The organism is uncultured Methanobrevibacter sp., from assembly GCF_934746965.1.
Classification (GTDB): Archaea; Methanobacteriota; Methanobacteria; order Methanobacteriales; family Methanobacteriaceae; genus Methanocatella.
This window is the reverse complement of record NZ_CAKVFS010000009.1, coordinates 62079-80834: the sequence shown is the minus strand read 5'-3', so window position 1 is coordinate 80834 and position 18756 is coordinate 62079. Positions and strand designations below refer to the sequence as shown.

Annotated in this window: 26 protein-coding genes; 9 read left to right on the top strand and 17 right to left on the bottom strand. The window is 25.6% G+C overall.

What is annotated here, in order from left to right; all coding sequences use genetic code 11:
• Window positions 1-178: 178 nt before the first annotated feature.
• The 7 genes from Q0984_RS08200 to Q0984_RS08170 all read right to left on the bottom strand — a co-directional run bounded on the left by Q0984_RS08200 (window position 179) and on the right by Q0984_RS08170 (window position 3684).
• A complete protein-coding gene (locus tag Q0984_RS08200) occupies window positions 179-325 on the bottom strand; it encodes a 50S ribosomal protein L40e (RefSeq protein WP_004034072.1) in 147 nt (48 codons plus the stop codon).
• Between the two features lie 141 nt (window positions 326-466).
• A complete protein-coding gene (locus Q0984_RS08195; RefSeq protein WP_299526294.1) occupies window positions 467-1069 on the bottom strand; it encodes a DedA family protein in 603 nt (200 codons plus the stop codon).
• Entirely contained in the window at window positions 1056-1532 is a 477-nt protein-coding gene (locus tag Q0984_RS08190; protein WP_299526293.1) for a phosphatase PAP2 family protein, read from the bottom strand. The genes Q0984_RS08195 and Q0984_RS08190 overlap by 14 nt, the downstream gene beginning before the upstream one ends.
• A gap of 183 nt (window positions 1533-1715) precedes the next feature.
• Complete coding sequence (locus Q0984_RS08185; protein WP_299526291.1) at window positions 1716-2042, bottom strand: hypothetical protein; 327 nt, start codon at window positions 2040-2042, stop codon at window positions 1716-1718.
• A gap of 23 nt (window positions 2043-2065) precedes the next feature.
• The gene (locus tag Q0984_RS08180; RefSeq protein ID WP_299526289.1) at window positions 2066-2356 is read right to left on the bottom strand and encodes a winged helix-turn-helix domain-containing protein; all 291 of its coding nucleotides are present in this window, start codon (window positions 2354-2356) and stop codon (window positions 2066-2068) included.
• A 143-nt stretch (window positions 2357-2499) separates the two neighbouring features.
• Window positions 2500-3015 carry a DUF367 family protein gene (locus tag Q0984_RS08175; protein ID WP_299526286.1) on the bottom strand — a complete coding sequence of 172 codons (516 nt, stop codon included), beginning with the start codon at window positions 3013-3015 and terminating at the stop codon, window positions 2500-2502.
• Window positions 3016-3684, bottom strand: a complete 669-nt coding sequence (locus Q0984_RS08170) for a hypothetical protein (protein WP_299526284.1) — start codon at window positions 3682-3684, stop codon at window positions 3016-3018. It abuts the gene before it with no gap.
• Between the two features lie 129 nt (window positions 3685-3813).
• Between Q0984_RS08170 and Q0984_RS08165 the strand changes: the two genes are divergently transcribed.
• The 5 genes from Q0984_RS08165 (at window position 3814) to tsaA (ending at window position 6728) form a co-directional block, all read left to right on the top strand.
• Entirely contained in the window at window positions 3814-4530 is a 717-nt protein-coding gene (locus Q0984_RS08165) for a hypothetical protein (RefSeq protein ID WP_299526281.1), read from the top strand.
• A gap of 5 nt (window positions 4531-4535) precedes the next feature.
• The gene (locus tag Q0984_RS08160) at window positions 4536-5075 is read left to right on the top strand and encodes a nicotinamide-nucleotide adenylyltransferase (RefSeq protein ID WP_299526278.1); all 540 of its coding nucleotides are present in this window, start codon (window positions 4536-4538) and stop codon (window positions 5073-5075) included.
• Window positions 5076-5077: 2 nt separating this feature from the next.
• Window positions 5078-5515 carry a molybdenum cofactor biosynthesis protein MoaE gene (locus Q0984_RS08155; RefSeq protein WP_299526275.1) on the top strand — a complete coding sequence of 146 codons (438 nt, stop codon included), beginning with the start codon at window positions 5078-5080 and terminating at the stop codon, window positions 5513-5515.
• Between the two features lie 443 nt (window positions 5516-5958).
• A complete protein-coding gene (locus Q0984_RS08150; RefSeq protein ID WP_365907268.1) occupies window positions 5959-6132 on the top strand; it encodes a TOBE domain-containing protein in 174 nt (57 codons plus the stop codon).
• 110 nt (window positions 6133-6242) lie between these two features.
• Window positions 6243-6728, top strand: coding sequence for a tRNA (N6-threonylcarbamoyladenosine(37)-N6)-methyltransferase TrmO (gene tsaA / locus Q0984_RS08145; RefSeq protein WP_299526272.1), 486 nt, complete (start codon window positions 6243-6245; stop codon window positions 6726-6728).
• Here tsaA and Q0984_RS08140 read toward each other — a convergent pair whose 3' ends face one another.
• The 3 genes from Q0984_RS08140 to Q0984_RS08130 all read right to left on the bottom strand — a co-directional run bounded on the left by Q0984_RS08140 (window position 6729) and on the right by Q0984_RS08130 (window position 9356).
• Window positions 6729-7148, bottom strand: a complete 420-nt coding sequence (locus Q0984_RS08140) for a thioesterase family protein (protein WP_299526270.1) — start codon at window positions 7146-7148, stop codon at window positions 6729-6731. It abuts the gene before it with no gap.
• Window positions 7149-7179: 31 nt separating this feature from the next.
• The gene (locus Q0984_RS08135) at window positions 7180-8211 is read right to left on the bottom strand and encodes a M42 family metallopeptidase (protein ID WP_299526268.1); all 1032 of its coding nucleotides are present in this window, start codon (window positions 8209-8211) and stop codon (window positions 7180-7182) included.
• 65 nt (window positions 8212-8276) lie between these two features.
• Entirely contained in the window at window positions 8277-9356 is a 1080-nt protein-coding gene (locus Q0984_RS08130; RefSeq protein ID WP_299526265.1) for a Coenzyme F420 hydrogenase/dehydrogenase, beta subunit C-terminal domain, read from the bottom strand.
• Between the two features lie 243 nt (window positions 9357-9599).
• Here Q0984_RS08130 and Q0984_RS08125 point away from each other — a divergent pair, with 243 nt between their 5' ends.
• The gene (locus tag Q0984_RS08125) at window positions 9600-10376 is read left to right on the top strand and encodes a 4Fe-4S binding protein (RefSeq protein WP_299526262.1); all 777 of its coding nucleotides are present in this window, start codon (window positions 9600-9602) and stop codon (window positions 10374-10376) included.
• 26 nt (window positions 10377-10402) lie between these two features.
• Here Q0984_RS08125 and Q0984_RS08120 read toward each other — a convergent pair whose 3' ends face one another.
• Both Q0984_RS08120 and Q0984_RS08115 read right to left on the bottom strand, forming a co-directional pair.
• The gene (locus Q0984_RS08120) at window positions 10403-11926 is read right to left on the bottom strand and encodes a flagellar protein (protein ID WP_299526260.1); all 1524 of its coding nucleotides are present in this window, start codon (window positions 11924-11926) and stop codon (window positions 10403-10405) included.
• Window positions 11927-11975: 49 nt separating this feature from the next.
• Window positions 11976-13031 carry a ribonuclease H-like domain-containing protein gene (locus Q0984_RS08115; RefSeq protein WP_299526258.1) on the bottom strand — a complete coding sequence of 352 codons (1056 nt, stop codon included), beginning with the start codon at window positions 13029-13031 and terminating at the stop codon, window positions 11976-11978.
• A 329-nt stretch (window positions 13032-13360) separates the two neighbouring features.
• Here Q0984_RS08115 and Q0984_RS08110 point away from each other — a divergent pair, with 329 nt between their 5' ends.
• From Q0984_RS08110 to Q0984_RS08100, 3 genes are read left to right on the top strand one after another with little or no spacing between them, the layout of a single operon-like run.
• Window positions 13361-13744, top strand: a complete 384-nt coding sequence (locus Q0984_RS08110; RefSeq protein ID WP_299526255.1) for a hypothetical protein — start codon at window positions 13361-13363, stop codon at window positions 13742-13744.
• Window positions 13745-13756: 12 nt separating this feature from the next.
• Window positions 13757-14491, top strand: a complete 735-nt coding sequence (locus Q0984_RS08105) for a 4-phosphopantoate--beta-alanine ligase (RefSeq protein ID WP_299526252.1) — start codon at window positions 13757-13759, stop codon at window positions 14489-14491.
• A gap of 15 nt (window positions 14492-14506) precedes the next feature.
• A complete protein-coding gene (locus tag Q0984_RS08100) occupies window positions 14507-15049 on the top strand; it encodes a nucleoside monophosphate kinase (RefSeq protein ID WP_299526249.1) in 543 nt (180 codons plus the stop codon).
• 2 nt (window positions 15050-15051) lie between these two features.
• Here Q0984_RS08100 and Q0984_RS08095 read toward each other — a convergent pair whose 3' ends face one another.
• The 5 genes from Q0984_RS08095 to Q0984_RS08075 all read right to left on the bottom strand — a co-directional run bounded on the left by Q0984_RS08095 (window position 15052) and on the right by Q0984_RS08075 (window position 18726).
• The gene (locus Q0984_RS08095; RefSeq protein ID WP_299526246.1) at window positions 15052-15732 is read right to left on the bottom strand and encodes a TIGR00289 family protein; all 681 of its coding nucleotides are present in this window, start codon (window positions 15730-15732) and stop codon (window positions 15052-15054) included.
• A 6-nt stretch (window positions 15733-15738) separates the two neighbouring features.
• Window positions 15739-16533 (bottom strand): hypothetical protein, encoded by a 795-nt coding sequence (locus Q0984_RS08090; RefSeq protein WP_299526243.1) that lies wholly within the window; start codon window positions 16531-16533, stop codon window positions 15739-15741.
• A gap of 109 nt (window positions 16534-16642) precedes the next feature.
• The gene (locus Q0984_RS08085) at window positions 16643-17386 is read right to left on the bottom strand and encodes an SseB family protein (RefSeq protein ID WP_299526240.1); all 744 of its coding nucleotides are present in this window, start codon (window positions 17384-17386) and stop codon (window positions 16643-16645) included.
• A gap of 35 nt (window positions 17387-17421) precedes the next feature.
• Window positions 17422-17856 carry a class III signal peptide-containing protein gene (locus Q0984_RS08080; RefSeq protein WP_299526237.1) on the bottom strand — a complete coding sequence of 145 codons (435 nt, stop codon included), beginning with the start codon at window positions 17854-17856 and terminating at the stop codon, window positions 17422-17424.
• Entirely contained in the window at window positions 17857-18726 is an 870-nt protein-coding gene (locus Q0984_RS08075; RefSeq protein WP_299526234.1) for a prepilin peptidase, read from the bottom strand.
• Between the last annotated feature and the right edge of the window lie 30 nt (window positions 18727-18756).

The window sequence follows — 18756 nt, the reverse complement described above, 5'->3', positions numbered from 1 at the left end:
GAAATTTTATCAAAACGAAATTTCGTCTGTAAAAAAATTCAAAATCAAATAAGCCTATAAAATTTTACAGACTCTTTTCAAATAAAATTAGATATTTATATATAAAAAAAGAGAGTATATCTTTAATTCAAATAGAAAAATTTTATAAAAAAAAGAAATTAAAGTAAAGAGAATAGAATTATCCTCTTGGTTCTTTTGCTTTGAACCTTAAACCTGTGTAACCACATTTTCTACAAGTAGTTGCAGCAGCAGGGTTACGAGCATTACATTTTAAACAGATTTTAACATTAAACATTCTGTTTTCTGCTTCTTCAAATCTTGCCATTAATAATTCCTCCTTATAATAATGAAAAACGTAAGTTTAATTAAAGAAAATATGTTATGAAACAAAAATAAGAATTTTAATTATCATAACTATTAATAAATTATCTTAATTTAATAGTATTTAAATGTTTAGTTAAAACCCTTATTGTTTCTTAAACTTATATGTCCAATATAAAATTAAACTTATAATTGCAATAACTAAAAATACATCAAGAATATGAAAATATTTAGTGAGAATAGACCAGTTTTGACCTAATATTACGCCCAAATATGCAAGAACTAATGTCCATGGAAAACATCCAAGTGTTGTGTAAATTGTAAACTTTTTAATATCCATACGTGCTATTCCTGCAGGTAAAGAAATAAATGTCCTTATAACTGGCAAAATACGTCCAACAAATACTGTTATCACACCATATCTATTAAAAATATTTTCAACCAAATCCAATTTATCTTTGGTAATTAAAATATATTTTCCATATTTTTCTAAAAATGGTCTTCCTCCTTTTAAACCTACATAATAAGCTATTAAAGATCCCACAATATTTCCAAGAGTTCCAATAATTACAATTCCTAAAAAACTTAATTTCCCTTCTTGAACTACAAAACCTGCAAAAGGCATTATAACCTCACTTGGAAAAGGAATACATGCACTTTCCAAAGTCATCATGATGAAAACACCAAAATAACCTAAAGTTTCAATAATATGAACAACAAACATAGATAAAATTTCAGTAAATGCCATTATACACACCTAATTTTTTAAATATACCTTCACCGAGTTTTAAAGACAATAAACCAGACAAAACACCTACAATAATACCACCGAATACATCTACTGGATAATGAACTCCCAAATAAATTCTTGAAAATCCAACAATAGTTGCAATAGCTAATGTAATATAAATCAATTTAACATTTTTAAATTTGTAAGATAATCCAAGAATAGTAGCTATTGTAAATACTAGACTAGTATGTCCAGATGGAAATGAATACATTCCATTTTCTTGAACTAGTAAATTAACATGTGGTAAAACTAAAAATGGCCTTAATTCTCCAACAGTTGGTTTAATTATAGATACCAATAAACTTGTTATAGCCAATCCCAAAATAGCTATTAAAGCTACTTTTTTATCTTTATTTTTACCAGCAAAATATAATACAACACATATTAATAAAAGTACAACAATATTTCCTAAATTTGTCAAATATGTAAATATAACATTTAAAACAGAATTATTTAAATCATTATTGATTAAATAAAATATTGAAATATTTAACTCATGTATTAAAGTAAAAAATATGATAACATCTCCTTTTAATTACAAAAGAAAATATTATCAATATATTTTAAATGATTATGCCGAATTTATGCCCAAATCTCACCCAAATCAATCTAATGTAATTTTTTTTAAGATATTGAAAGCTACTAATTGAGAAGAACTAATTAATAAAAGTGCAACATAAACTATAGTTCCACTTAATTCATTGATTTCAATATTTCCAAGTACAGAACATATTAATGCTAAAATAACCAACATATTTCCAGCTAATAATATTCTTGAAAAATATAAAAGACCCATAGTGAATTTAGACTCAATTTCAACATAAGTTTCTTTGTAGAAATCCATTAATTTTTTTAAGATTAATATATTTATTATTCCAACAATAATTGTTATACCAATCAAAATATGATTAACTAATAATAAATCAAACATATACTTCCTACCTTTAAAGATTTTTAATCTAATTTTATTTTTGATAAAATTTCTTCAAATTCATGATAATTATTTTCCATATGATCAGTTAAAAAATATAATTTACCATAACCATCATTTAAATTATAAACAATATTATTTTCAACCAATATTTTTAAATGATGTTTAATAGTTTTATAATCTAAATTAAGTTCACTAGCTAATTGGTTAGCATTACATGGCTTTTCATTAAGTTTTTTAATAATTTTAGCTCGATTTATGCCACCTCTTTTACCAGTGATTAACCACCAAAGTAGTTTTTCCATATGTTTCATAATTAAAAATCCTTAAAATAAAATTATAATATTTATTTTAACATTTAAATTATAAATATTATTTCCAGTTTTGATTTGAAAACTAAAAATTTAAAAAAAAGTATGTTTTAAGAAGATTAATTAAAAATAAAAAAAGAAAAAAATTATTCATTAACTTCTAAAAATTCATTTTGAACTTCGACAACTTCTTTACTAGTATCTGCTTCACTATAAGCTTCTAGAAGATCATGATTTAATTCTAAAAATGTATGACCCCATTTAAAACCATTTAAAATATCTTTTGCCTCATCTTTAAAACGTGTAATATATAACGTAGCAGAAATAGCTTCAACAGTAGATAAAATACATGGTTTCCCATAATTAACAGGATTAGTAGCTATTAAAAAAGGAAGAGATCTATGATATTTAGATAAAGAAAAGAATTTTTTAGAACTTGATACTTCATTCCATGAGCAATCAAGTCCTACAACTCCTCTTCTATGAACATATCTATAATCTTCATATGAAACAGCTTTTTGTGCAAATGGATTTAACACAACAGCACCACCAGGTATTTTATTAATATTATACACTAATTTACATTTACCTAGTTTTTCCATTTTAATAGAAGTACATTTCTTCCTATCACATTCATTTGCATGAAAAACTGTAATTTTCATTTAAGCACTACCATTTAATACAGAAGTGTTTCCTGCCTCATATTGATGTATCAAATCAATTTGTTGATTAAATTCATCTTGAGATAATCCGAATTGTTCAGCGACAGATGGAATATCTTTACTTTGTTTTAAAGTAATAGATTCAAGTAGTGGTTCTACATAATCTGTGTAAGCTTCACCATAGGTTGTTTTAGTAAAATTAACATCAGAATTATTTCCAAAGATAATGTTAATAACATATCCCTGATTTTCTTTTTGAACTTCACAGATAATAATTCCCATAGTAGCATTAGAACTATTGGAATTATTATTTTCACCAGTAGGCATAGCTTCACCAAAGTAAATATTCCATTCTTGACCATTAAAAGTTCTTTTTTCAGGATTTCCAATACCTTGGAATTCATAAATTTCCATTAATGCAGATGAATTATCTAAAGTAGTTATATTATATTCAATATCATGAGTTTTATCTTTATAAGCATGCATATAATCTAAAGAAGTATTTTCTTGAGAAACATTTCCTATGAACTTTCCTGCCATAAATGAACTAGAAAATGGAGTTGTTTCTTTAGATTCATTAGAATTTCCAGAAGTAAAAATAAAACCTACAACAACTACAATAGCTAAAATAACAACTGCAGCAATTATTATCATATTCTTTTTTTCCATTATAATGCTCCATAGTTTTTAATTTACTATAATTTAATTATTATTCAACCTATTTTATATAATTTTACAAAAACTTTAATTATACTGAAAACAAAAAAATACTAAACAAAGATATTATAGTTGTTAATTATGAATAAAAAAGCAAAGTATGAATTAATTTTAATCATTCTAATTGGTATTGTACTAATAAACACGGCTATTGTTATTAGCCACCCTGAAAAAAAGAATGACAATGAAAATTGCTATAATATGACAACTGTTGGAAGTAATGAAAATGGAACTGTTTATAAAATTATAGCAGGAAATAATTCTTCTAATGATACTGTTGGAATAATTCTTGGAGTTCATCCTAGAGAACATGAAATCCATCAAGAAATAAATAAAACAATTGCCAACATTACAAGTGAAAATGGAACAAATAACTTAACTAAAAAATTCGTGATTTATTATGTCGTTACAAAAGATAATTTAACTTCACGTGATGACACTAGACCTGCTGGTGAAAATCTAGCTCATGATTTTATTGTTCCAAATATCAAAAAAGACAATCCGTTTGTTGTAGTTGATGTTCATGAAATTGATCCAAATTATGAGTATTCTAATTTCATTTATTCCATTACAAATAATAGTGCAAAAACAGATGAATATGCACATATTATAGCTAAAAATTTAAGTATTGAAAATTTCAACTTTACAGAAGGTACAAGTCCACATAAAGTTACTGAACCTATAGCTAACCAAGGAATTAACACATTATTAATGGAAACTTGTATTACAAATTCAATACAAGAAAAACAGCAAACAGCACAAAAATTAATTTACACATTAGATAATTTGAAAAAGTGAGAAATATGGAAAAAGTTAGAGGAATATTAATTGGTAGAATGCAACCTGTTCATAAAGGTCATATTGAAGTAATTAAAAAAACATTAGAAGAAGTTGATGAAATTATAATTGGAATAGGTAGTGCTCAAAGAAGTCATGAATTAAATGACCCTTTTACTGCAGGAGAACGTGTAGTAATGTTAACCCAAGCACTAATTGAGAATAATATAAATCCAGGTAAATATTACATCATACCAATGGAAGATATTAACTTCAATGCTATATGGGTTGCTCATGTAAAAATGATGACACCTCCTTTTTCAGTAGTTTATTCTGGAAATTCATTGGTTAAACAATTATTCTATGAAGAAGGATTTGAAGTTAGAAATCCTCCACTTTATGATAGAATGAATTTATCTGGAACTGAAATTAGAAGAAGAATGCTTGAAGACTTAAACTGGCAAGAACTCGTCCCCCAAGCAACTGCAGATGTTATGGATGAAATAAATGGTGTTGAAAGATTAAAAAATTTATCTATAAAAGAAATAAGTGAAATTGGAGATTAAAAATGATTATAAAAGTTATTGAAGCAAAAGAAGATAAAATAACTATGGCTGATTTAATAAATGATTTGAAAAAAGCTAATAAAATAGATTATTCTGGAGCAATATTTACTTTTGAAGGTATTGTTCGTGGAAAAGAAGAAAATATGAATCTTAAAAAACTCATATTAACTACACCAGATAAACAAAAAACTTTAAAAGATATTGAAGAAATTGTGGAAAATGCAAAAATTAAATACAATGTTTTTGAAATTTCAGTGATACATTATGTTGGAGAGTTTTATACTGGAGATAGCTTATTTTTAGTTGCAGTTTTAGGTGGTCACAGGGGAGAAACACTTAATGCACTAAAAGAGGTAATTGAAAAAGTAAAATTTGATGTTGAATTTAAAAAAGAAGAAATCTCAGATAATGGAACTAAAACTATATTAGCTGGAGGTTGATTCTTATCCTCCTACTTTTTTTAATAAAATTAGTAATCTTATTTTCAGCTGTTTACTTAATAATAAAAAATATTAAATTTATTTTTATTGTATTAGCCTTGCTTTTCTTATTTTTTGCACTTCAAGGAATTTTTGGATATGATGCAACAGCCATCCTAACTCAAATCTTTTCATACAATTAGTTTACAAAATTAAGTAATAAAGTATTACATATGAAAAAAAGAGAAAATTAAAATATTGAAAAATATTGTTTCATTAATTATTGGTCTTCCTATTCATCAGATAAATTAGCTATTACCTTAGATCTATCTTGTTATTTCTCCACTAATTTCCATTTAAATTCATTTTTTCTACAAAATTTTTCTAAATAAATTGTATTACTATTATTTACAAATGCAGAATAAATACTTAAAAATGGAAATTAACGCTAAAAATAAAATAAAATAAAAAGAAAAATAACAGAAATTAAAACAGATGAATTTATTGCTAGTGTTAAAATTCATGTTGAAGAACTTAGTGAAATTACTACTTTAATTACCAAAAAATCAGTAGAAGAACTCGGCTTAAAAAAAGGAGATTATTCTTTAGCCATTATTAAATCAACTGAATTATTGTAAGTAAAGATTAATTACTTACAACATTACTTTTACAAATATTTCAAAAAGAATTTTGATTTTTATTATTTTATTCGATTATTTTAAATAAATTAAACATTAAATAAAAAATCATGAAAATTGAACTGGAATCTATTGGTACTATACATACTGAGTTTAAAGATGTTGAAGGTATGCCCATACAACCAACAGGTGCAAAAGGAGTAAAAGGAAAAATAATAGTTGATGAAAAATATGCAAATGGTCTAAAGGATTTGCAATATTTTTCCCACATCAATATAATTTATTTGCTCCACAAAGTTGAAGGTTACTTATTAGAAGTAAAACCTTTTATGGACAATAATACACATGGAATTTTTGCAACAAGATCCCCCAAAAGACCAAATCATATCGGTTCTTCAATAGTAAAAATAGATAAAATTGATGACAATATTATACATATATCAAACATCGATGTATTAAACAACACACCATTATTAGATATAAAACCTTATGTTCCCCAATTATATGAAGACACTATTGATGAATTAAAAATAGGTTGGTTTGAGAATAACCATAAAAAGGCCAAATCTCAAAAATCTGATGATAGATTTAAATAATTATTCTTTTCCAAAATCATCTATAGAAATTAAATGTTTTTCAAGTTGTACTCTAATATCATCAGGTATTGGAACTGATTTTTGTTCCATAAAATCAAAATGAACAAGGACACAAGTTCCTTTAACTTTTAACTGGCCATCCTGCCATGCTTCTTGACCTAATGTAAAAGAACTATTACCAATTTTTATAAGATGAGTTCTTATTTCAACATCTTTACCTAAAAAAATCTGTTTTAAGTAATCATAATCATTATGAACTAAAATTAATTTCCAGTTTTCATAATCAACTTTTAAATCAGGAGTGAAAATTCTAAATAATTCATTTCTTCCTGTTTCAAACCAATTCCCTAAAGTATTATTATTAATATGTCTTAAACCATCAAGATCTCCAAATTTTGGTGTAACAGTAGTTTTAAACATTTTGTATAATCTCCAAAAAAATATTAAAAAGCTACAAAGAATTTATAGCTTTTGTAATTAATTGAATAGTTGATTCAACATCTTTCATACTACAAACACTTACTGTAGTGTGAATGTATCTAGTTGGGACAGATAAAACTCCAGTTGGAATTCCTTCTCTTGTTAAGTGGATAGCAGTACCGTCAGTTGTTCCTCCATCACTTACTTCTAACTGGTAATCTATTCCATTATCATCACCAGCTTTAATAAGTAAATCTTTAATTGATTGTTGAGTAAGAATTCCTCTTCCACTTGCATCAGCTAAAATTATAGCTGGACCTTTACCCATTACTACTGGTGCTTCTTCAGGTTTAATTCCTGGATGATCTCCAGATAAAGTAACATCTAATGCAATAGCCATGTCAGGGTTTAATTTAAATGCAGAAGTTTTTGCTCCTTTAAGACCTACTTCTTCTTGTACAGTACCTACACCATAAACAGTAGCTCTTGTATTTACTCTTTTTAAAACTTCCATCATCACATAACATCCAACACGATTATCTAATGCTTTACCCATGATTAAATCATTTGGATATTCTTCAAACCAAGCTCTGAAACTTATTTTATCCCCTATACGAATCATTTTTTCAGCATCTTCTTGGTCTTTTGCACCAATATCAATAAACATGTCATCTGCTTTTATAACTTTGTTTCTTTCTTCAGGTTTTGTAACATGAGGTGGTTTTGAGCCAATAACACCAGGAACATCTTCTCCAATGCTACTGTGAATAATTACAGATTGATTCATTAACATTTGGTCATTAATTCCACCAATTGTTGAAAATTTAACATATCCATTATCATCAATATATCTAACCATCAATCCAATTTCATCCATATGGGAAGCTAACATGACAGTAGGTGCTTTTTTCTCACCTTTTTTAGTAGCTATTACATTTCCCATACTATCTTCTTCAATAGAATCAGCAACATCTTTTAATTCTCTTTTGATAATGTTAGATATTTTTTCTTCAGATCCAGAAACACCTGGAGTTAAAGAAAGCTCTTTCATTAATTCCATCATATCACCATTAAATAATTATATTTTTATGTTATAAATAGTTTAAAAAAAAGTTGAAATAAGAAAATTTATTTCTTATTTGTTAAAGCTTTAAATCCAATTGTTGTAGTACTATATTTAGTTCCAGCAGCTTTAATAACATCTTGAATTTTAGAAGTGAGATAAGATTCAGGTCTCCATGGTGCATCTTTATCTTCACCAACAACAGAAACTTCATCTACAATATTATTTTCAAGTAAGTACACTAAAATAGCTGATACTACTCCACCATCTTGCCCCATGATTGAATCTGCTTTTACAGAGTATATTTCAATATATTTTCCTAAAGGTTGTTCATCAATATCAGTAGGATAAATTGAATCACTAATAAATGTTCTAGGACATGCAAAGTAACATGCATGGCAGTCTTCTTCACATTCTTTTATAGATACTGGTTTTCTGTTATTTATTTGAATAGCTCCATTTGGACATACATATTCACAAGCACCACATAAAACACAAGATCCAACACTAATTACATCATTTTGTAAGTTGTTAAATTGACATTTACCACATTCATCATAAAATTCATCTTCAGATATTTGTCTTTTTGATAAAACTGGTCTTCCAACAGCTTCTCTTTTTTTATATATTCTTGTATTTTTAGTAATTTTTCGATTAGCTATTTTTTCAAGTAATTCTTGTCCTTTTTGAGAAATTGATTCTGCTTCAATATAACCTCCATCAATACAAGCATCCATTATTTGTTTACCTTTTTTAGATCTTACAATAACAGTTGATTGATATTCTGGAGACCCAACAGACCCAACAGAAATATCTGAAACATCTGCAGTGTAATCAGTACAAATATGGCAATTTTTACGAGTAAATGGTTCTGTTTCAGCTATTGGTATCTTAAACACATTACCATCAATTAAGTATGCAATAAATTGTCCTTTTTCTATTCTAAACTCTTTAACTTCAAATAATTCAATACCTTGATCTTTTAAATATCTTTTAAGATATTGATATGAAAAGTTTTCCATACAAAACAAACCTATTTTAACATCAATAGGAGAACCACCAGTTTTTTCCTCATATCTATTAATTTTTGTAGCAGCTAAAATTTGGCAAGGAGTACCTACCATAGCTGTTTTTTTATTACCCATATTTTCACCTCTTGTGCTAACATAATTATATTAATATAATATATGTAATGTAATATCATTTAAAGTTTTTTATCAAACTAAACAAATCCATTCAAAAACAAATTAAAACAAAAATTTGTTTAGATAATATAATTTATATAAAATAAATCTATACAAAATATAATTATATTGCGAAATATTGAACAATATTTAAACAATATATTTAAATAACAGCAATAATCATTAATAAAACAAGGTGAGAGTATGAAAACATTTACAAAAATAGCTAAAATCTATTTCAGCCCATCAAACACAACAAGAAAAATTGTAGATGAAATAGCTAATAAATTTGAAGGTACGCAAGAAGAATATAATCTATTAAGTAAATCTAGCGAAAATATTTCAAAAGAATTTGATAAAAATACATTAGTAATTGTAGGAATGCCCATTTTTGCAGGAAGACTTCCAAAAACATCAAGAGACAAATTAACTAATTTTAAAGGAGAAAATAATCCAACAATAGCTATTGTAAATTATGGAAATGCAAATATTGGAGATGCACTACTTGAATTAAATGAGTTATTAAAAGAAAATGAATTTAATATAATTGGAACTGGAGCAACCATAAGCCAACATTCAATTATTACGGATATTGCAACAGGTAGGCCAGATAATAAAGATTTAGACAAACTTTACAAATTTATAGAACAATGTAAAGATAAATTAAAATCAGAAAAATTTAATAACATCACAGTTCCAGGTAACAAACCATACTGTGAATATAAAAAGGTACCTTTAACTCCAACATGTGATGAATCTTCATGTATTTTTTGTTATGAATGTGTATCATCATGTCCTGAAGGAGCTATACCTGACATGGATCCGACTGAAACATCCCCTGATCTTTGTAGTGCATGTACTGCATGTATTTTTGCCTGCCCAGAAGATGCAAGATACTTTACTGGAGAATTATTTGAAAGTATGAAAACAAAATTCTTAAATAACTTCAGCAAAAGAAAAGAAAGTGAATTTTATTTATAATAAATAATATTTACTTATTTTCTTTTTTAAATTCTATTTTTTGCAACATTTCTTACATACTCATTTCCATCATTTGTTGCAACTTCTTTAAGAATCTTTTTATTAGAAATATTTTTAACAGCAGCTTCACGAACTCTCCATGAAGTTTCATTCTTAATTAAATTAATTAGAGGTTTTTGTGTTTTTATTTTAGAAATAGCTCTAACAGATAACTCTTCTGCAATATTTGCCTCATAAATTTTAAGTAAAATCTCCTCATCATCAATCTTATTTAAAGCTTTTAATGAAAATTCAACATCTTTATTTTCCTTGATAATCTCAATTAAAACTTTAATATCATCAATATGGCTTAAAGTTTCTTTTCTAACTTCTTCTAAATAAGCATTATGTAAAATTTCAATAAATGACTTTTCTTGTTTAATATGTTCCATAGCTTCATCAGCTGTTTCTTTAAAAGAAGTATTTACAACTATTTTAACAAATAAATTTTCATCATTTAAATTAGGATTATTAATAGCATGTGCTCTTACAAATTGATCTTTATCTTCAAGAGCTATTTCAACTAATATTTCACTAGAAGTTAATTTTTTAACTGCACTTTGACGAGCAAGTCTATCAACTTCAGTTTTAGCTATTTTAGTTAAAATTTCTTCATTATCAAGTTTTTTAATAGCTTCTGTTCTAACAATAGTATCTTTATCTTCTAAAGCCATTTTTTCAAGTAATTTTTCATTATCCAATCTTTTTACTAAATCTAATCTAATATCTGCTGTTTGAGAAGTAAGTGCAATATTTTCCAATAATTTAGGATTTTCAATTTTACTTAAAAGAACATTTCTTACTTTTGTATTTTCTTCATTTTTAGCTATTTCAACTAATTTATCCTCGTTATTAATCTTATTTATAGCAGCTATTCTTACTACATCATCCTTATCTTTAATAGCTACTTCTTGAAGAATATCTTCATTATTAAAATTATCTTTATTAACTGCTCTTTTTCTAATTTCATTATCTTTAGCTTCAAAAGCAATATCTCTCAATATATCTCCATTTTCAATTTTTTCAAGTGCTAATCTTCTAAATTTTTTATCAATTGCATTAATAGATATGTTTTTTAAGGTTTCTTCATCTTCAATTTTTTCAAAGATTTCAGTTACATGTTTGTTCTTTTTTTGATTAATAACAATTTCTGCTATTGATTTATTGTTTTCACCTAATCTTTCATAAGCAAAACTTCGAACATCATAAAATTCAGCATTCTCAGCAGCATCCCATAAAAGATCATCATCTAATATTTTATTTACTGCTATTAATCTTATAGCCCTATCTGTCACATGTTTAGCTATATCCAATGCCACATATTGATTTGTAATTGAATCTGTAGCTTGTGCCCTTTCATGTCTATTCTTACTGTTAACAGCTATTTCTCTTAGAGCTAACTGGGATTCTTCAATGTCTGGTTGTTTTTCAATTACTTTTCTTTTTCTTTCAACCTTTTTTACTTTTTTATTAGTGTTTTTATTTTTTTTAAATCTATCAAAAAATCCCATTTTAATTCCTCATTTGATATTATTTATATTAATTTATAAATAAATTTTTTCAACTATCATTTACTATGTCATACATTTTCATTAAAAAATTAGCTAGTGAAATAATATCTTGTCTATTGTGATCAATAATTGGAACTATAGGACCTATATTTTTTTCAGTCAAGTAAGTTTGATAATATCCTGGAATGTACTGTCCAGGAACATCACCACTTCTTTCAATTCCAAAAATATATTTTTCAATAGTTTGAAGTTGACAGTTCGGTAAAGTATTTTTCCATAAGTTTCGTGCAAAATATAATAAATCCAAGTGAGGTAAATCTAAATTAGGATTCATTCTATAATATCTACATCTATTTTTAATAAATGGAACATCAAACATTGCTCCGTTAAATGTTACATGAACAGAATCTTCGTCTAAATGTGAAATATATGCTTCTAAAACAGAAGGTTCTTCATAAATATCACGTAAGAAATATTGTGAAGAGATAATTTTATTATTCTTAATTTCAGCCACTCCAATTAATATAATAGGAACATTTGATAAACCTAATGTTTCAATATCCATAAATTTAAAGTTTTCTACATCAGGAATACTTGCACATTTAATCAAATTATCTCTGCATTTTTTACCGTATTTATTTTTATTTAATAAAGATACAATTTCTTTAAATGACATTTCATCAATATTATCTATAAATTTACTTGCATAATCCCCATATTTATCATGATTTTTAAGTGAATCTATTGTTTCATAACCCGCATTTTTTAGGTTTTGTTCTGTTTTAACACCTATTCTTGGAATTAATTTAAGATTATAATTCATTTGATTCCTAAAATTATTTTCATCTAATTTAAAATCTATTTTTTCACTTTTAACTATAGATAATGTTTCACCTACATCAGTATTGATGATTTTACTACCTTCAATATCCAATAATTTTTTATTTTCATATTCTACCATCAAATTTTCCTTTAATGCTTTAAAATATGATGGAGAATTTTTTCTAGCTTTTTCTTTAGCTTTGTTTGATGGATTATCTGAAGATATTGAATTAGATAATATTGCTTCTAATAAATATCTTTCATGTTCTTCTTTTGGTGTCATTTACATTTATTTAGTAGCTTATTCTATATATTATTGATTAAAGTATAATTGAATTTTAATAAAATACAAATAAGTTTATATAGTAGGTCGATATAATATTAATTTGACTACTAATAAAAACAGCATTATTAGTAGTCAAACATGATAAAAAAAACAGCCAATTTTAAAATTCATTTCTCTAAAAAAACTTGTAAAAATTTATAAAGTAGGTTGAAATACCTACTTTATAACCCCAAAACATACTATTTTTAAAAAAATACTTAGAAAACTATAATAATATTCTAAAACTAATATAAAATATAATAAAATTTTTATTATAGGTTGCAATAATGAAACTAAAAATAGGTATAATCTATGGAATTTTAATATGGTTTTTAGTGTACTTAATCACAATACTATTTAACCCACTGATTAACAATAACATACCCTATATAACTATTGTTGCTCCAATATCCACCATTATAGTAACTGGTTTTTTTGGAATACTTTACATTAGAAATATAAATGAAAATGAAGTTATTGAAGGATTTAAAATTGGAATAATTTTTATTTTAATAGACATTATTTGCGATTTTGTATTTTTTATAATTCGTGGACAAAAAAACATATTAATTGAAGATTATCCTACACATATAATTTCAATGATTATACTAACTCTTATTACAACTACATTAATTGGTTATATGGCACAAATGGAAATAGATTTAAAATAAAGAGGATTACACATGATACCTAAATCACATCCACGTTATGAATCATTAGTTTTAAGAGATAAAATAGTTAAAGCACAAAAAGAAGGATATTTAGCTGATTCTGCAATGATTGCGCATGGCAGAGGAGAAGCCTTTGATTATCTTCTTGGTGAAAGAACTGTATTCCCTGCTAAAAGAGCAATGTATGTAGCAGTAGCTACAATATTACTATCTGAAAATCCAGTCATATCCGTGAATGGAAATACAACTGCATTAGCTATTGATGAAGTAATTGAATTTGCAAAAACAGTGAATGCTAAAATTGAAATTAATTTATTTTACAGAACTGATGAAAGAGTAGAAAAAATAACTAAACTCTATAAAAAACATGGATATGAACAAATACTTGGAACAAAAGATGATGACATTAAATACTTAAAAAGTATTAAAAATGAAAGAGCTTCAGCTAGTAAAACAGGTATTTACACTGCAGATACTGTACTCGTACCTTTAGAAGACGGAGATAGAGCAGAAATTCTAAGTAAAACTGGTAAAAAAACAATAACTATTGATTTAAACCCTTTATCTAGAACTTCAAAAACTTCAGACATTTCAATTGTTGACAATGTTATACGTGCATTTCCTTTCATGACACAAATAGCTAAAGACTTAAAAACTCAAGATAAAAACCTTCTAATAAACATGATAAACGACTTCGACAACAAAGAAAACCTTAAAGAATCATTAAAATTATTTAAAATAAAATAAAACGAGGACCACACAATGAATATAATGGGAATATCAGGATTACCTGGATCTGGAAAAAGTTTAGTATCTGAAATTGCAACTAACAAAGGAGCAGTAGTTGTAAGTATGGGAGACATAATACGTGAAGAAGCTAAAAAAAGAGGAGAAAGCTCAAAAGAAACTGCAACCAATCTTAGAAAAGAACATGGAAAATATATTGTAGCTCAATTAACTATTGAAAAAATCAAACAAATGATTAAAGATAAATTAGCTACAACAATCATTGTAGAAGGAATTAGAAGTCCATTTGAAGTGAAAATGTTTAAAGAAAACTTTGATAATTTTATAATTTTATCTATCTTTGCAAATCCTAATTTACGTTTCAAAAGATTACAACAGAGAAATAGAGAAGATGACTCTCAAAATTATGAAGATTTTGTAAAAAGAGATAAAATGGAATTAGACTTTGGAATTGGAAATGTAATCTCATTATCTGATAAAATAATTATTAATGAAAAAGATTTAGAAAGCTATGAAAAAGAAATAGATGAATTTTTAAAAGAAAATATTTCCCTTTAAATTCATTTATCTTCTAATTGAGCTTCTTCAATAATATACACACCACTATCTAAATGCCATTGTTTTATATCTTTTAAAATTTTAATTCTTTTTTTAAAAATTGGACCATCAATAGCTAATGTTTCTGCTTCACCACCTTCAAAAGCTAAATTAATACCAATTTTTTTATTGATTTCCACTAATTCATCAATAGCTTTATCATCTATTTTTCTACCTAACCATGATTCATCTAAACCATAAGCAGAAACTCCACTAATAATAACTTCAAAACCTAAAGAAAGAATTTTTTTCATGTATTCAAGTTCATCCACATGCCAATAAGGAGATACTATTTTAAGGCCTACTTCATCACCTAATTTTTCAATTCTTGATTTTTGATAAGTTGAATAAAGTGCACCTGTATAAACAGCTTCCACATTTAATTTTTTAAGTTTTTCAAATGCTTTTTTTAAATCTTCAAGTTCTTCTTCCTTAATTCCTTGAGTTTCAACTGTAATAATTGGAATTTCCAAAGCTTCTGCAAGTAAATCAGTTATATGAATATTTGGAACATGGAACATATAAGATTCATCATTAATAGATTTCATGGAAAGAAGATATTTAACATTTTCACCAGATTCTAAAGCATTATACAATGCCATAGTACTATCTTTCCCTCCAGAAAATAAAACTGCAACATTCATCAAATACTACCTTTTAATGAATTTTTTAAATTTTCTCCAACCTACAATAACATTGTCAAAGTAGATTCCAATAATAGAAACAATTACTCCAACAACACCAGAAACTGCTACAAATTGATTATAAGACAACATAGAACTATTAGTTTGATTAATAACATTCTGTACTGGCCCATCAATATGATTTGCAACAATACCTCTTTCCAATAATGCATTTTCAAATTTATCTAAAGAAGAAGATGAAACAACTAATTTAGCATGAATCTGAGCATATGCAATAGAATCTCCATAAACTAACTTATACCAATTAGAAAATGATTGTAAAGCTGAATTAGAGTTGTAACCAGGTTCTAAATTAATATTAATTTTACCCGAAGGATCAACAGTGTAATTTCCATAATGAGAATCAATATTACCTATTACATCATTAAAATAGGCTAATTCTTGATCATTAAAACTCCACATGAAAAAAGTAATTCCAGTTTCATTAAATGATTTAAAACCATCAATTTGAGACAAATTTTGTTTTAAATCTCCTATATTGGTAGCAGAAGATAAATCCAAATACAATGTTTCTTCATTTCCTGGAACATTCTTCTCAAATTCCCCAGCAAATGCTGGAAATTCCTGATACAATGGTTCTAGGAAAAATGCTCCACCAATAGAACCTATAATAAAAGCAACAACAAGAACAAGTGCTATTTCTTTTTTAGGCATGAATGGTTTTAACATTCCTATAGAAAAAACAAATACCATCAATATAAGAAATAAAATAATATATACAATAGCAATTAAAATATCCATAAATTCACGCGCCAATTAATAATATTACTATTTAAGATAACAAGTGATTTAAATAAGTTTTGGATAAAATAATGGTTTATTGACTTGTAAAAAAAAGAATAAATAAAAATTAATTATCATAAAATTTTTGATTAACACACTTCCAAAGCATAGTATGTTCATCTTCCTGGCTTACAAACTCAAATTCTGTTTCAGGAGCTAAAAGAATATCGCAACTTGTTTCTGGATCAATCATTCCTCCCAAATAAACAGTTTTAGTATTTTTTGGAAGTATCAATACATTTAAATAAGGAATATGATCATCAAAATACATATTTACACTTGCTTTAAATGGATCTTTAGAAGAGTAAATACCATCAACTGCCTGTTTTTTCATCAAAGGTTTTTCTTCACGATAATAAACTTTAACTTCTTGATTTAAAGGTCTAGCTTTATCAAAAATCCAGTTATTAGGATCATTTTTTACTTCAAATAAATCAAAAAAAGAATTTAAATCAATGCACATAGTATATTCACTAGAAAGATTTATCATGATTTCATCAATTTCAAAAGCATTTTCAAGCATGTCCTTTAAATCTTTCATGAAAATAGCTATTGTAGAAACTGGAGGATTACCTTTTTTTAATTCTTCATTATCAGTAAATAAAGGAATACATTTACATCCATTTTCTTCAATTGTAACTGGTTTAAAACTAAGAGGTTCATTTACATCATTATTAGAATATATTTCAACAGGAAGTAAAAGTTGTGACTTTTTAAATTCTTCAACAAAGCTTTCATATTCTTGTTTACTCATAGATTCAGGTTCAATTTTCATTAATTCTTTAAGTTTAATATTATCTAAATTAGTCATAAATTAACCTCAGATATAATTTTATAATTTAATACTTAATTAATTTTTTTAGAAATAATTATATTTTCCATATTTTCTGGCCATTGGATTATAATTGTATTTTTACCTTTATTTAATTGTAAAACACCACTAACATCATCACAGTCATGATTTACTTTAATTAACTTAGATGATTTATCATTAAATTTTACATTGGCTGAAAGATGATTTCTATAAATATTAACATTAACATTTTCATCAAGTTCTAAATTAATACTTTGTTTAGCACCTTGACCTTCACTATAAACTTGATTAATACCACTAGCTATTTTATATAATTGAGATTTAACATTTAAAGCATTTGAAACATCAGTAGTTTTTTCTATAGCTAAATTAGCTAATGGTATAGTGAAAACTGTTAAAATAATTAGTGATATTGCAAAAATAAATAAATATTCTACTGAAATTTGGCCTTTATTTTCTTTAAACATTTACATCACCAGGAAAAATTTTTTAATAAATAAAATAATCAAATCTCCATAAACTACAGATACTAAAAATCCTATACATATTGCTGGTGCAAATGGAAAACCTAATTTTATTGAAATATTATCAGATATTATACTTTGAGCATTCATAATTTTCAATAAATACATGTCTTTACTGGTTATTCCTCCAGCACTTTGTGATTTAAAATAATAATTAAAATTTACATTATTTTTTGTTTTATACACTTTTAAGTTTCCATCAATATCATTTATTAAACTAACAATTTTTTCATTATTAAAATAATAATCATTAATTATCATTCCTTCTTTTAAATCCTTAATTTTCACCAATTTATTTAAATTTAACTTTAAAAATAAAGAAATTGAATTTAAATTTAAAAATGAAAACAAAATATCTTTATTTGAATTAAATAAAGTATTTTCTAATATTAAATAACAAGTGAAAATAAGTAAAAATGGAAATGCTACTAAAATACTATTTATAATAACAGTAAATGAAAATGGATAAATTGATAATTGCGGAAAAATATTTAAAAAATCAATATTGATACCAAATGGTATAGCAGTAGCAATTGCAGTAAATAATTTAACATCACCACCACCCCAAATTTTTAATTTCCAAAATAATAAAGTTACAATATAAGTTACAATCATTGAAATTATAGCACCTATAATGTATTTAATGTTATTAGAAATTATTGATAAAATTAGATTTGAAATTAATCCAAAAACCAATAAAGATAAATTTAATTTATCAGATATAATTCCTGATTTAACATCAAAAATTGCAGCTAAAAAACAAAATAAAGATGTAACTATAATTTGAGCTAAAAATATAACATTAAAATCCATAATTCTAATATAAACTAAGAAATATATTAA

What these genes read in the sequence shown, in the direction of transcription:
- Q0984_RS08200 (WP_004034072.1), bottom strand. Translation starts at nt 325, where the DNA reads ATGGCAAGATTTGAAGAAGCAGAAAACAGAATGTTTAATGTTAAAATC.
- Q0984_RS08195 (WP_299526294.1), bottom strand. Translation starts at nt 1,069, where the DNA reads ATGGCATTTACTGAAATTTTATCTATGTTTGTTGTTCATATTATTGAA.
- Q0984_RS08185 (WP_299526291.1), bottom strand. Translation starts at nt 2,042, where the DNA reads ATGTTTGATTTATTATTAGTTAATCATATTTTGATTGGTATAACAATT.
- Q0984_RS08180 (WP_299526289.1), bottom strand. Translation starts at nt 2,356, where the DNA reads ATGAAACATATGGAAAAACTACTTTGGTGGTTAATCACTGGTAAAAGA.
- Q0984_RS08175 (WP_299526286.1), bottom strand. Translation starts at nt 3,015, where the DNA reads ATGAAAATTACAGTTTTTCATGCAAATGAATGTGATAGGAAGAAATGT.
- Q0984_RS08170 (WP_299526284.1), bottom strand. Translation starts at nt 3,684, where the DNA reads ATGGAAAAAAAGAATATGATAATAATTGCTGCAGTTGTTATTTTAGCT.
- Q0984_RS08165 (WP_299526281.1), top strand. Translation starts at nt 3,814, where the DNA reads ATGAATAAAAAAGCAAAGTATGAATTAATTTTAATCATTCTAATTGGT.
- Q0984_RS08160 (WP_299526278.1), top strand. Translation starts at nt 4,536, where the DNA reads ATGGAAAAAGTTAGAGGAATATTAATTGGTAGAATGCAACCTGTTCAT.
- Q0984_RS08155 (WP_299526275.1), top strand. Translation starts at nt 5,078, where the DNA reads ATGATTATAAAAGTTATTGAAGCAAAAGAAGATAAAATAACTATGGCT.
- tsaA (WP_299526272.1), top strand. Translation starts at nt 6,243, where the DNA reads ATGAAAATTGAACTGGAATCTATTGGTACTATACATACTGAGTTTAAA.
- Q0984_RS08140 (WP_299526270.1), bottom strand. Translation starts at nt 7,148, where the DNA reads ATGTTTAAAACTACTGTTACACCAAAATTTGGAGATCTTGATGGTTTA.
- Q0984_RS08135 (WP_299526268.1), bottom strand. Translation starts at nt 8,211, where the DNA reads ATGATGGAATTAATGAAAGAGCTTTCTTTAACTCCAGGTGTTTCTGGA.
- Q0984_RS08130 (WP_299526265.1), bottom strand. Translation starts at nt 9,356, where the DNA reads ATGGGTAATAAAAAAACAGCTATGGTAGGTACTCCTTGCCAAATTTTA.
- Q0984_RS08125 (WP_299526262.1), top strand. Translation starts at nt 9,600, where the DNA reads ATGAAAACATTTACAAAAATAGCTAAAATCTATTTCAGCCCATCAAAC.
- Q0984_RS08120 (WP_299526260.1), bottom strand. Translation starts at nt 11,926, where the DNA reads ATGGGATTTTTTGATAGATTTAAAAAAAATAAAAACACTAATAAAAAA.
- Q0984_RS08115 (WP_299526258.1), bottom strand. Translation starts at nt 13,031, where the DNA reads ATGACACCAAAAGAAGAACATGAAAGATATTTATTAGAAGCAATATTA.
- Q0984_RS08110 (WP_299526255.1), top strand. Translation starts at nt 13,361, where the DNA reads ATGAAACTAAAAATAGGTATAATCTATGGAATTTTAATATGGTTTTTA.
- Q0984_RS08105 (WP_299526252.1), top strand. Translation starts at nt 13,757, where the DNA reads ATGATACCTAAATCACATCCACGTTATGAATCATTAGTTTTAAGAGAT.
- Q0984_RS08100 (WP_299526249.1), top strand. Translation starts at nt 14,507, where the DNA reads ATGAATATAATGGGAATATCAGGATTACCTGGATCTGGAAAAAGTTTA.
- Q0984_RS08095 (WP_299526246.1), bottom strand. Translation starts at nt 15,732, where the DNA reads ATGAATGTTGCAGTTTTATTTTCTGGAGGGAAAGATAGTACTATGGCA.
- Q0984_RS08090 (WP_299526243.1), bottom strand. Translation starts at nt 16,533, where the DNA reads ATGGATATTTTAATTGCTATTGTATATATTATTTTATTTCTTATATTG.
- Q0984_RS08085 (WP_299526240.1), bottom strand. Translation starts at nt 17,386, where the DNA reads ATGACTAATTTAGATAATATTAAACTTAAAGAATTAATGAAAATTGAA.
- Q0984_RS08080 (WP_299526237.1), bottom strand. Translation starts at nt 17,856, where the DNA reads ATGTTTAAAGAAAATAAAGGCCAAATTTCAGTAGAATATTTATTTATT.
- Q0984_RS08075 (WP_299526234.1), bottom strand. Translation starts at nt 18,726, where the DNA reads ATGGATTTTAATGTTATATTTTTAGCTCAAATTATAGTTACATCTTTA.